A 13,119-nucleotide genomic window follows, 5' to 3' on the forward strand; every position below is an offset into this window, starting at 1 on the left:
ACCAAGGTATACGTCATTGATTTTATTACTCATTTAACTTATTGCTCCTGTTCAGTATCATAGTTAACGTAAATAGCAATAATATGCATCCATCTTTTTTGAAGAATCTCCTTCTGTACTTCCTCCTTCGGATAAAATCTACAGATTACTCACCGTAATCAGTAAAAGATATGAACTCGAAATGGACGCCTTTCTAACAAAAAAACTCGAACCCAGATTTCCATGCAGTTCACTACACATTCCATCTAGGTCGAGTCGATTATTGTAACTTTACGTTATTAAGTTAATGACCACTACTTACTTCACCAATTGCCCACGCGTTACGCCGAGCTGGTTGGTTGCCTTCAGCTTGCGCCATACTTCCGTGCCGCTGATTTCACCGCGAAGTGCACGGCCGTACAGGTCGATTACCTCTTGCACTTGCTCTGGCGTTTCCTCCAAGAACTCGACACGGTATGTGCCAACGCCAAGCTCCAGGAAGTTAACCAAATACTCTGCACCCGACTGCTCAATCGCGTTGTACACGGTATTACGGCAGCCCTCGTCTACCCGAACAGGGTGGGACATGCCGATGCGGTCACGCAGGGATACACGGTGCTCCTCGCACGGACGACCGCAGTTCGTGTAGTCTGTTCCTTCGCTTAGGAATGTGCAGTACACGCAGTGCTCGGTATGGAACATCGGCAAATGCTGATGGATGACGATCTCCAGCATCGATGTATCTGCATGACGCAGCATATCGACCATTTGCTGAATGTTCAAGTCATATGATGGTGTAATGCGATCCAATCCTGCTTCCTTGAACAGCTGTACCGTCTTATGGTTCGCCACGTTCAAGGAGAAGTCCCCGATCAGCTGCGGGAACGGCTCGCCTTCCGGCTTGCCAGGGCAGATGGCCAGCTGCGGATCATTTGCAGCCTGCTCTATAACCTCTTGGCTAGGCATCCCTGATGACGCCCTCTTGCTCTCCCATTCCGCCTTCTCCAACTGGTAGTAATTCAGTGCACCCGTGTTGCGGACGAGCACTGCATCCGGCTTCAGGTTCAAGATGTTGCGATGGTATCCGTTCTCGTTCGGCATATGGATGCGCGGCGTTACCAGTGCAATCGGCTTGCCTGCTGCGCGGCATGCTTCAATGGCAGCAGGGAACTGCTTAATGAATTCAAAGTCAGCGTAAATCAACGATACATCTGTCTTCACGGCAGCCTGCACCTGTTCCAAGTTGCGGCACATCGCTGTCAACTGAGCACCGCCAAACGGTACTGGCGTCTGCTCCTTAACAGCATCACCCATAGCCGCGATATCGTGCTTCACGTATACCGGCGGTTTCGGACGTTCTCCTGCAAGCTCCTCCACGGCATGGCGGCGAATCGCATTCAACTCGCGCATCGGAACGATAACATCGCCTTCAAGCGCCGATTCCAATGCCTCAAGCTGATACACTGTACCGCCCAGACGACCGAGTTGCTCACGCAAGAGTGCCTCGTCCATCGGACGTTTTTGTGCAACCTCAAGCGGAAGCTCCGAATCCACTTGAACGACTGTTCCCTTTTGCACGTCCGTCCACCACGTACGCAGTGGCTCGCCAGCACGGCCTTCAACACGCACATGCACAGGGAAGACACGGTAAGGCTTGTCCGTCTCAAACGTGGCACGCATACGCTTATCGAGCGCCTGGTCGCTCGTCTTCCAGATCCGATCCCCAACATGAACGCGGCGCAAGTCCACGTCATTGCGTCCTGGCACGATGTCTACAATCCAGCCTTCCTCCGCTTCGCCTTCCAGCTTCACGCCTTGACGACGCAAATCGTAGATGCGTCCGCCCTCTTCCTTCTTCGTCGGATCACCAGCATCGAAGCCAATGCCGTCGCCGCGCTTCAGAGGCGCTTCCAGTTTACATACGACACCGTCACGCAGCACCTGCTGCACCGTACCCACATATACACCGCGGCTCTTCGGGAACGTTCCGTCCACAAGCTGCTTGTTGTTCGTCCCTTTCAAGAAGCCGTGCGTGAAGCCGCGAGAAAAGCTTTGCTGAAGCTCGCGAACTTCTTCCTTAGAAGGGCCTGCCCAATTGCCATCGAAATAGTCATCAATCGCTTTGCGGTACTTGCTCACCACGTTCGCCACATATTCCGGCTGCTTCATGCGCCCTTCAATTTTGAAGGACGTAACACCCGCTTCAATCAACTCCGGCACAATATCAATCGCCGCCAAATCCTTCGGCGACAGCAAATATGTCACATCACCCATCGGCTGATGCTCCCCGTCAACCATCATGTCATACGGCAAACGGCAAGCCTGCGCGCATTCCCCTCGGTTCGCCGAGCGGCCGCCCCACATTTCGGACGTTAAGCATTGTCCAGAGTAGGACACGCACAACGCACCATGCACGAACACTTCCATCGGTACGTTGGCCTTCTCACCGATCTTTTGAATTTGCTTCAGGTTGTTCTCACGGCCAAGCACAACACGTTCCATGCCATACGGCTTCGTAAATTCAGCCGCTTCTGGTGATGTAATCGTCATTTGTGTTGAGCCATGAATCGGGAAGTCAGGCGAAATTTCACGAATCATTTTCACCAACCCCAAGTCCTGTACGATAACCGCGTCTACACCCGCATCAATACAAGCCTCGATAAGCCCCTTTGCATCCTCAAGCTCATTTTCAAACACCAATATATTAAACGTCAGAAATCCTTTAACCCCATAACTATGCAAAAACGCCATAATGTCTGGCAAATCATCCATCCGGAAATTGTTCGCACGCGCACGTGCATTGAACTTCTCTACTCCGAAAAAGATCGCATCCGCGCCATTTGCCACTGCGGCACGCATGCAATCCCAATCCCCAGCCGGCGCCAGCAGCTCAATATCTCCACGCTGTATCCCTTGCTTCATTGTCGACATGCTCATCCTCCAAGCTAATTTATCCATTGCCGCATGATGCGGTCATCTCTATCTACTTATTTAAATATGCTTCAATTAGTATAGCGATCTTTACGCCGAAACTCCAGCATAGGCTAGAACTTCCTGCTCACTATGCCGCATACCTACACATAAGCTTGCTCGCTGCAGAGTTGCGTAAGGAGATTTCCACCTGCAACTAGACAACCAGCTGCACACGTAAGAAAAAGAAAAGCATCCCGCCATAGCTTGGCTAGGATGCTGTCTGCATCATGACTTCTTATTCGTCACTTGCTCCGTAAATTGAAAGGATTCCATCGTACGCTTGAAAGAGTCAAGCAGTTCTGGTGTTCGCGCCGTATCCTCCATGGAATACACGACTGAGAATACTTTGCCTTCACGCGCAATTAACAGCAAATTCACGGTGAAGCTCAATTGACCGGCCTCGCTGAATACTTTCATCTCGACCGCATAAGCTTTATTGCCTTGAACCGTCGTCTTCTCTTGCTTCACGATCTCAACCTTAGTGTCGCCTTCCCCTTTATAGTAATCTTCCCATCTTGCAAGCGCCTCTTCTACTGTTCGCACTTGATCGACATACACGGAGAAATCACTATCCGGCCGTGAATAATAAGCAATCATGCCTTCGTCCAATTCAACATCATAGTTCTCTTCTCCCCAAGCATAGAACCCGCTCGTCCACCAATCCGGTACCTGCAAGGTAAATCCATAATTCGGAGCTTTGCGAGGTGAGCTGACAGACCAGTCCTTGTACCAGTCTTCCCCTTTTGGGAAGTCTTCCGGACTTTCAAGATCTTTCTTTACACTTCCATCAACCTTCACCGAGGAAAACAAGCGGTTTCCAAGAGTAACACCCTCTGAATTATCCGGACAATGATAGATCATCAAATATTGCACACCTTGATCGATAACGAGCAAATGCATGCTCACCTTCCAGTTCTTCTCGTCGACTTTGCTTTTTATTTTAATGGATTTTGCCATTTTCCCATCTGCAAGTTTTACGTCCTGCTCAGGATCGACCTGCAAATACTCAGACTTGGTGGTCATTTTCAAATAAGATAAATGATTTTTAGCAAACTGGTCGAGCGTCAAACCAGGTGCAGCAGTCGCAATATTGTAATTGGCAGACTGTTCCCAATTTTTCGACCCATACGATTGGAAATACGTATCAGACGATGCCCACTCTACCGGCAAATCCATTGTCAGCCCTTTGCCCCACAACTCCGTATTGCGGTAGCCGTCCTTCACCGAGCTGATATTGGTTGCAGCACCAGCGGAAAAGCTCGTACGGAACGTATTTATGAACGGGACGTACTGCAGCATCTGCTTCGGTCGTTGCGCATTTGTATCAAATATACGGACAATGTATCGCTTTCCGTTGGCGCTAAACACACGCGCTAAGTACATATCCTCTTCATTTATAAACACAGATTGTGCATATGCAATCCCATCAACCTTACCCGTGCTTGCTTCATACATTTCTGACTCATCGTCTAATTCTTCCATCTGCAGATACTCTATTAATTGCTGTTCCGACGCCTGCCCCTTAAACGTATCTGCCCAATGCTCAAGCGGCTTCGATGCCCAATCCAGCGCATTGATCGTTACATAGACATGTTCTGTTGGATCCGCAAACATAACAGCGAACTCCTCAGGAGATAAGCTCTCATGCGTCCAGCCCTTAGGGAGTACCATATTCCATTGATAGTAGGAATTTCCGACACGCGCAGCCTTCGCACTCACATCTACAGCAGCACCTGCAAGATTCCCTGCCTGTTTCCAGCGCAATACAATCGATTTATCCTTATCCACCGAATAAGTTGCACCAAAAGCTTGTGCCACCTGCTTCAACGGCACCATCGCAGTACCGCCAGTCATTTCCGGGGCTACTGCCAGTTTGACAAGCTTGCCGTTCAGCATCGCCTGCTTCTGGCCGATTCTCATCCGAATGGAGGCAGCATCGCCTTCCAATATGACTGCATTATCCTGTTCCCATTTCAAGGCCGCATCGAACACATTCGTGAAGATACTAAGCGGCACCATCGTTGTTCCTTGACGAACGTATGGCTTCACAATCGCTAACTTCTCACCGTTCCATGTCGCACTCGTACTGCCCACTTTCAATCGGAGCATCTCCTGCTGCCCAGCCGCGGCAGTTGCTGCCACAGCCGGAGACGGAGACACGTTCCACCCAATCGTTCCCGCTACGACGGCGGCTATTGTCATAATCGCTACACTCTTCCGCCAATGATGGCTCGAGAACGGATATCGAATCATTTTCCCCATATGAAGCACTCTCCCCTTAGCTCTCCATCTATGAAATATACCCTTCAGTTTTCATGCACTTCTACTTCTACTTCTACTTCTACTTCTACGTTACTTATCAGCTTCTGCTGACTTCTCCTTAACAGTAGGCTTTACTGCTTCACTCAGCACTATCATCTTCGCAACAAGATTCCCCTTCGACTGCATCGTTAGCTTTACTTGTTGCCCTGGCAAAAATGACTTTAGTGCCTCATGCACATCGACAAGAGTCTTCACTGGCTTACCGTTAATGGCATACAGCACATCACCTTCCGTTATGCCTGCCTTCTTCGCCTGGGCGCTTACAACGTTCGTAACCTTGATCGGAACATCTGTCGGCAATCCAACATACGCAGCCCAGCTCTCTTCCAGTTCAACGCCAATCGAGGCCCGCTTCACCTTGCTATATTTGAAAAAGTGCTGCACAATCAGGTTTACCGTGTCAGACGGTATCGCAAATCCCATGTTCTCAATCCCTACAGCAGCGAACTTCATCGAATTAATGCCAATCACTTCACCACGCATATTCACGAGTGGCCCCCCGCTATTGCCAGGATTAATAGCCGCATCCGTCTGAATCAGCTTGTAACTGGAATCGACAGCCCGGTCGATTCCGCTAATAATCCCGGAAGTTGCAGAATTGCGCAGTGTAAACGACACTGGTGTTCCAAGTGCAACGACCCCTTCGCCCACCTTAAGTGTTGGGTTCGGACGTACAAATGTGGCAGGCTTCATGTTTTGTGCATTGATTTTAATCAGGGCAATATCACTTTCCTCATCAGCGAACCACTTGCTTACCGGATAGGATTTCCCTTCCGGCGTTACGACCACTGGCTTCTGCAGAGCTAAAATGACATGCGCATTCGTAACAATCCATCCATCCTTGCGCACAACGACTCCCGTTCCGTGAGACAGCCAGTTGTCTGAATCATCTTCTGCATCGATCTGACGGCCAATAATCGATACAACGGATGGGCTTACCTTTTCCACAATAGTAGGAATATCATTAGGCTTGTACTGATATGTATTCGACTTGCTATCATATGTACCTTTGCCGCCGGCTACCTGCTCAAGCGCCTCCGCTTCTACATATACCTTGTCCTTCACCTTTACGGCTCGAAATGACGCCTCAGCACCTGCCGCAGTTGGCAGAACAGATGCTCCAACCAGCAAGGAAACGATAAATAGCACAACTCTGTTTCTTCCCATTCTTCTAGATAACTTCACTTCTGATGCATGATTTGTATGTATTCTCTTCCCTTGCCCAACCATCCGGTTGCTCCTCCTCTTGCCCCCTATGAAATCAGGGCATTCCAATCTATGCTTCCATTCTCCTCCAACCTCAGATCATATGCAAGAAAAAAAAAGACTCCTTGATGTTATCCACCAAGGAGTCTGTCTGTAGGACATGTATGTATCGCCTTATGTGATATGTGAAGATCAATTGTTCAAAGGCTTGATGGCGATTACCAACCCTGCACCATTACCCAATCCGCATATAAAAATACAAGCAAGCTCACAACGGCGAAGCCGAGCGCAAATAGGTTGCGAGGACGCTGCTTGACTTGGCGTAGAACTGCCCAGATCAAGAGTAAAGTAAACGCAATCATAAATAGATCAAAATGCTGATAGGTGCTTTCGCTCTGTTGTGCTGCTTCGGCCAAAAACATGGTGTGACCTCCCTCTACACGTTCATTATACTCATATGCATCTATGTTATATTTACCCAGCAAAAGAATCAAGGCAAATTTTTCATATTTAACAAGATTGTCACCAATATTTCATGATTTATCCCTTGTCATTGAAACCCTGCATGATAGTTGTCATTGAGTGAGAGATTAGATGGACATGTTTTCGCCACATCATTCCGTACCTGTGCCTTTCACTTTACTTGGCTTAATTCTCCCGATGCCATTCATAAGAGAAATTGAATGTATTCATCAGAAATTATAATAGCACTTGTCTTCACCATGCATTGTCGCCTTGCTGGAAATATGTTACGATTACCTCACCTATAAAACATACTATTTATATCGGAATAAACAAGTTTAGAGGAAATGAGGGACTGCCAATGGCTTATGATCCAATTTGGATGCAAGACCCTGTAAAGCTGAATAAGTTCGAGTTTGTCAAAATGGAGAAGGACGGTCTTGATGTCATTCGCGATATTATCGAGACGTATGCGCAGCAAGGCTATGAATCCATCCCCGAAGATGACAAAGGTCGTTTCAAGTGGGCCGGTGTCTATGAGCAGAAGCCGAAGGACGGACATTTCATGATGCGCATCCGCATCAATTCCGGTATTATGTCCGCCGCTCAAGCTCGAACGCTAGCCGATATCGCTGAGCTATACGGCCGAAGCCTGATGGACGTAACAACACGCCAAGCGATTCAGTACCACTGGCTGAGAGTCGAGGACTTCCCCGATATCTTCAACCGTCTTGAACAGGTTGGACTCTATTCCTATGAGGCTTGCGGCGACTGCCCGCGAACGATTGTCGGCAATCCGCTTGCTGGCATTGATCCCAATGAATTAATGGATACAACCGATCTCGTAAATGAAGTAAATGATTTTTTCCTCTTGAATCGAGACTTTTCCAACTTGCCGCGCAAATACAAAATGTCGATTTCCGCCAACATCTATAACAATGCGCATGCTGAAATAAATGACTTAGCCTTCACCCCTGCCGTCAAAATCATTGATGATGAAGAAGTGATCGGCTTCCACGCCCATGTCGGAGGTGGATTGTCCGCCAAGCCGCACTTGGCGCAAAAGCTTGATATGTTCATACGCCCTGAGGAAGTGCTCAAGGTCGCCATCGGCGTAACGACACTATTCCGTGACAATGGATTCCGTGAGAAGCGCCATCATGCCCGTCTGAAGTTCCTTATCGCGGCTTGGGGTGTAGAGGCTTTCCAGAATCGCTTGGAGGAGCTGATCGGCAAGTTCCCTACTCGTGGTGAGGATAGAACCGTCGGCTGGCAAGCAGCCTACTTCGACGGCGTACATCCACAGAAACAGAACGGCCTCTTCTATATTGGACTCAACGTGCCAATCGGCCGGTTGGATAGCCACGAGTTCCGCCAGCTGGCTGACGCAGCTGAACAATACGGTGACGGATTACTACGGACAACGATGTCCCAGAACATTGTTCTGACTGGCATACCTGAATCTCACATTGACGAGGTTCTTGCTCTCCCCGTGCTGCAGCGCATTACGCCACATCCTAAGCCATTCATGAGCCGGACGGTATCATGCACAGGCAACGAATTCTGCAACCTAGCGATCGTAGAAACGAAGGAACGCGCAAGACGCGTAGCTGACTATTTGGATGAGCATATCACCGATCTGGATGAACAAATTCGCATTCACTTCATTGGTTGTCCTAACGCCTGCGGTCAGAAGCATGTCGCTGATATCGGCTTACAGGGCTCTCTCGTGAAGACGGAGCAAGGCATGGTCGATGCTTTCGATATCGCAGTCGGTGGCATACTCGGCCCGAATGCCCGTTTCAACACAACGTTGAAAGGGCGTGTAAAGGGCGACGACGTCCCATACGTCCTAGAACAGCTCCTTCGCTTCTATAAAGAGGAGCGCAAAGCAAATGAGACATTCCATCATTTCTTCCTCCGTGTCGGTGCAGAAGCGTTCCAGCAGCGCCTGACCGAGATTCTAGCTGCTCCTATCGGCTAAGCCTAATGAGAGAGAATACATCCACCCCGCACCAGCCTCCCCTGTTATGAACAAGAGACCAACCTTAGCTAAGCGCTCTGGCTGGTCTCTTCATTTCACAGCATATGATTTATTGAGAAAAGTTCTGCATTATTACTTTTCTTCGTCCAGCATGCACCATACTCTGCGATTATTATACTGCAGCCTTCGTACGATTAATCGCCTTAGCTAAAAATGACTTGCCTAACATTGCTCCTAACATTACTTATCGTACCATGATTCAGCCTAACATGTGCTGTAAGTTGCCTTATGCCTATTACTCGTCCTTCAGTTGAATCTCCTCGTAAGAACGAATCATCACATCTGCGGATTCAGGCGCTGTATCAAATTGATTCGCTTCATCAATGAAGATTTGAAGACTTGAGCCAGCAGCGTGTCCCATTTCCATATCCCCAACCGAATCTCCGATCACAGCTATCTCATGTGGTTCCAGACCGATCTCTCGGCAGGCCAGCTCCACCATGTCCGGATAAGGCTTCCCTTGAGCTACACAATCATCGCCAACGACCGCATCGAAATAATGGCGGATTCCCATCTTCTCCAAATGCTGCTCAGATGGCCCCTTATCATCTGCTGTTACAACCGCCATCTTAAGTCCATGCTGACGGCAGCGTTCCAGAAACGGCACAACGCCTGTTACCGGGATTATATTAGCATGCTCCAGCAATTGCTCATTTGCCTGCTCAAACACCTCAGTTACCCGCTGCACAGCGCGGTTCCACGGCACTCCTTCTTTATAGAGCAAATAAGTCGCGATCGAAATCATCTGCGTCGGAGAACCCATCGCCAGTGGCCCTTGCCGATCATGCGAACGTATCGATCCATCTGGCTCGATGTGAACGCCTAAAATATATCCCGGATCTTCCGGCAAAGAGCCGCCCTCTTGCTTCAGCTCCTGTTCCAATCCCTTCATTACCGTCTCCGCCCACCAGCCCCACAGGCTAATGAACTGTAACAGCGTTCCATCCTTGTCGAACAAAATACCGCGCACCTTTGCACTGCAAGAACCTACTTGAAGCTGAACCATCTGCACCATCCTCTGCAAGATCATTATCGTTGCCCTACCATTTCGGCATACATAGCTCGGTCTCCTGCTGCATTCCTTAACTGCTTCAACATTTCTCGACATGGGATCGGGATGTTAAATGGCAATTCCAGGAAACACATCCAAAACACATTTAATAACACGTTCGAAAAACAAACTGCACAAAAAGGCACGGCCAGCTGTTATAAGCCGTACCGTGCCTGTATCGTACATCAATGAAACGATGCTGATTCTACACTTGCTGCGCTTCCCGATCCTTCTTCGTTAGCTGCTTCGTACGCTCCGCATCGCGCTCCAAGATCGGCTTCAAGTACTTGCCTGTATAAGACGCAGGTACCGTGACGACTTGCTCCGGCGTTCCGTGCGCAACGATTGTTCCGCCTCCGCTGCCGCCTTCTGGACCCAAGTCAATAATATAGTCTGCGGTCTTAATAACATCCAGATTGTGCTCGATAACGAGCACCGACTCACCGGAATCGACAAGTCGATGCAGCACTTGCAGCAAGCGATCAATATCCGCAACGTGAAGACCTGTAGTCGGTTCATCCAAAATGTAAATCGTCTTGCCTGTGCTCCGGCGATACAACTCAGCTGCCAGCTTCACGCGCTGTGCCTCACCGCCAGACAATGTTGTCGCAGGCTGTCCGAGCTTCATGTACCCAAGGCCGACATCAAGCAATGTCTGAATCTTGCGATGGATACGAGGAACGTTCTGGAAGAACTCCACTGCATCCTCGATCGTCATTTCCAGCACATCTGCGATGTTCTTCCCTTTGTATTTCACTTCCAGCGTCTCACGATTGTATCGCTTGCCCTTACATACCTCACAAGGTACATAGACGTCAGGCAGGAAGTGCATCTCAATCTTAATAATCCCGTCTCCACGACATGCTTCACAGCGTCCGCCCTTCACGTTGAAGCTGAAGCGTCCCTTCTTGTAGCCACGGATCTTCGCTTCATTCGTTGAAGAGAACAGGTCACGGATATCATCGAATACACCTGTATACGTGGCTGGATTCGAACGTGGCGTTCGCCCAATTGGGGATTGATCGATATCAATGACTTTATCGATATGCTCAAGTCCTCGAATTTCCTTGTGCTCACCTGGGCGTACCTTTGCCTTGTTCAAATCTCGCGCCAGCGTTTTGTACAAGATCTCGTTGACGAGTGTCGACTTGCCTGAGCCGGATACGCCAGTTACTGCAGTGAAGACGCCCAGTGGAATCTTTGCATGAACGCCGCGCAAATTGTTCTCCTTCGCACCACGAACCTCCAGCCAGCGTCCATCCGTCTTGCGGCGTTCCTCAGGTACGGGGATAAACTTGCGACCGCTCAAATAAGCCCCGGTAAGCGAGTTCTTATCCTTCATGATCTGCTTCGGCGTGCCTTCAGCTACAACCATACCGCCGTGGATACCAGCGCCAGGGCCGATATCGATAATATAATCGGCTGCAAGCATCGTATCCTCGTCATGCTCGACAACGATAAGCGTATTCCCGAGGTTGCGCATATGCTCCAGCGTCTGGATTAAGCGATCATTATCACGCTGATGCAGACCGATACTAGGCTCGTCCAAAATGTACAGAACGCCCATCAAGCTCGAGCCAATCTGTGTCGCCAAGCGAATGCGCTGTGCCTCTCCGCCAGATAGCGTTCCCGCTGCACGGTTCAAGGTCAAATACTCAAGCCCGACGTTCACGAGGAAGCCAAGACGCGAATTTATCTCCTTCAGAATGAGGTGAGCAATCAACTGCTCCTTCTCTGATAGCTCTAAGCCGCTAAAGAAACGCTGCGCTTCTCCGATAGAGAGCGAGGTGACATAGGCCATGTTCTCATTGCCTACCGTAACCGCCAAGCTTTCCTTGCGCAAACGATGCCCTTTGCAGGAGGCGCATGGCTTCGCACTCATAAACCCTTCAATATATTCACGGATGCCCTCGGATGCCGTCTCACGGTAGCGGCGCTCCAGATTATGAACGATACCTTCAAACGGCACAAAGGCTTCCTTCTTATGACCGAAATCATTCTCATATCGGAAGCGAACCTTTTCACCGCCCGTACCATTCATCAATTTGGACATCTGTTCCTTGTCTAATTGTGATACCGGAACATCCGTAGAAATTCCATAATGCTCGCATACCGCAGCCAAGAACTGCGGATAGTAGTTCGACGTGCTGCCTGCCCATGCTTCAAAAGCGCCATCCTCAATCGTGCGCTCACGATCCGGCACCAGCAGTTCAGGATCGACAATCATCTTCATACCGAGTCCATCACATTCTGGACAAGCACCAAATGGACTATTGAAGGAGAACATGCGGGGAGCAAGCTCATCGATACTGAAGCCGCATTCTGGACAAGCCAGATTCGAGCTGAACACCAACTCTTCCTCGCCGATAATATCCACAATCAGCTTGCCGTCTGACAGCTTCAACGCTGTCTCAATCGAATCGGCGAGACGCGATTGCACATCTTCCTTCACGACAATTCGATCTACAACAACCTCGATATTGTGCTTGCGATTCTTCTCCAGCTCAATCGTCTCGGACACATCACGCAATTCTCCATCCACACGAACCCGCACGAAGCCTTGCTTTTGAATATCAGCAAATACTGTCTTATGCTCCCCTTTGCGTCCAGAAATGACTGGGGCTAGCAATTGCAGCTTCGTACGCTCTGGGTACGACATGATACGATCCACCATCTGTTCCACGGTTTGCGACGTAATCTCTATTCCGTGCTCTGGACAATGTGGATGACCGACACGTGCGAACAATAGTCTCAAGTAGTCGTAGATTTCCGTAACCGTACCAACCGTTGAACGCGGATTGCGGCTTGTCGTCTTCTGATCAATTGAGATGGCTGGAGATAGCCCATCGATGGAATCGACGTCCGGCTTCTCCATTTGCCCAAGAAATTGACGCGCATAAGCGGATAGGGACTCCACATACCGGCGCTGCCCTTCAGCGTAAATCGTGTCGAAGGCTAATGACGATTTGCCCGAGCCGCTAAGACCCGTAAGTACAACGAACTTGTCGCGCGGGATCGTCACATCGATATTTTTCAAGTTGTGGGCACGCGCCCCTTTAATCACAATATGTTCACTAGCCAA

At 49.4% G+C, this 13,119-nt stretch carries 7 protein-coding genes; 1 reads left to right on the top strand and 6 read right to left on the bottom strand.

Annotated elements, in window-relative coordinates:
* Nucleotides 1–297: 297 nt before the first annotated feature.
* The 4 genes from BLS15_RS23740 to BLS15_RS23755 form a co-directional block, all read right to left on the bottom strand.
* Nucleotides 298–2,910: a U32 family peptidase gene (locus BLS15_RS23740; RefSeq protein WP_175460829.1), complete on the bottom strand. Its 2,613-nt coding sequence runs from the start codon at nucleotides 2,908–2,910 to the stop codon at nucleotides 298–300.
* Nucleotides 2,911–3,177: 267 nt separating this feature from the next.
* Nucleotides 3,178–5,214: a stalk domain-containing protein gene (locus BLS15_RS23745; protein ID WP_090514114.1), complete on the bottom strand. Its 2,037-nt coding sequence runs from the start codon at nucleotides 5,212–5,214 to the stop codon at nucleotides 3,178–3,180.
* Nucleotides 5,215–5,304: 90 nt separating this feature from the next.
* The gene (locus tag BLS15_RS23750; RefSeq protein WP_254777399.1) at nucleotides 5,305–6,504 is read right to left on the bottom strand and encodes a S1C family serine protease; all 1,200 of its coding nucleotides are present in this window, start codon (nucleotides 6,502–6,504) and stop codon (nucleotides 5,305–5,307) included.
* A gap of 194 nt (nucleotides 6,505–6,698) precedes the next feature.
* Nucleotides 6,699–6,902: a DUF2759 family protein gene (locus BLS15_RS23755; protein ID WP_021257086.1), complete on the bottom strand. Its 204-nt coding sequence runs from the start codon at nucleotides 6,900–6,902 to the stop codon at nucleotides 6,699–6,701.
* Between the two features lie 401 nt (nucleotides 6,903–7,303).
* Between BLS15_RS23755 and BLS15_RS23760 the strand changes: the two genes are divergently transcribed.
* Nucleotides 7,304–8,926 (top strand): nitrite/sulfite reductase, encoded by a 1,623-nt coding sequence (locus BLS15_RS23760; RefSeq protein ID WP_090514117.1) that lies wholly within the window; start codon nucleotides 7,304–7,306, stop codon nucleotides 8,924–8,926.
* A 295-nt stretch (nucleotides 8,927–9,221) separates the two neighbouring features.
* Here BLS15_RS23760 and BLS15_RS23765 read toward each other — a convergent pair whose 3' ends face one another.
* Together BLS15_RS23765 and uvrA are read right to left on the bottom strand one after the other, a co-directional pair.
* Nucleotides 9,222–9,992: an HAD family hydrolase gene (locus BLS15_RS23765; RefSeq protein ID WP_028533424.1), complete on the bottom strand. Its 771-nt coding sequence runs from the start codon at nucleotides 9,990–9,992 to the stop codon at nucleotides 9,222–9,224.
* A 250-nt stretch (nucleotides 9,993–10,242) separates the two neighbouring features.
* Nucleotides 10,243–13,119, bottom strand: coding sequence for an excinuclease ABC subunit UvrA (uvrA, locus tag BLS15_RS23770; RefSeq protein WP_021257089.1), 2,877 nt, complete (start codon nucleotides 13,117–13,119; stop codon nucleotides 10,243–10,245).

This window comes from Paenibacillus sp. cl6col (genome assembly GCF_900102125.1).
Taxonomy (GTDB): domain Bacteria; phylum Bacillota; class Bacilli; order Paenibacillales; family Paenibacillaceae; genus Paenibacillus_B; species Paenibacillus_B suaedae.

Excerpts from the sequence above, each read along its gene's own strand:
- BLS15_RS23740 (WP_175460829.1), bottom strand. The coding sequence starts at position 2,910 with ATGTCGACAATGAAGCAAGGGATACAGCGTGGAGATATTGAGCTGCTG.
- BLS15_RS23745 (WP_090514114.1), bottom strand. The coding sequence starts at position 5,214 with ATGGGGAAAATGATTCGATATCCGTTCTCGAGCCATCATTGGCGGAAG.
- BLS15_RS23750 (WP_254777399.1), bottom strand. The coding sequence starts at position 6,504 with ATGGTTGGGCAAGGGAAGAGAATACATACAAATCATGCATCAGAAGTG.
- BLS15_RS23755 (WP_021257086.1), bottom strand. The coding sequence starts at position 6,902 with ATGTTTTTGGCCGAAGCAGCACAACAGAGCGAAAGCACCTATCAGCAT.
- BLS15_RS23760 (WP_090514117.1), top strand. The coding sequence starts at position 7,304 with ATGGCTTATGATCCAATTTGGATGCAAGACCCTGTAAAGCTGAATAAG.
- BLS15_RS23765 (WP_028533424.1), bottom strand. The coding sequence starts at position 9,992 with ATGGTTCAGCTTCAAGTAGGTTCTTGCAGTGCAAAGGTGCGCGGTATT.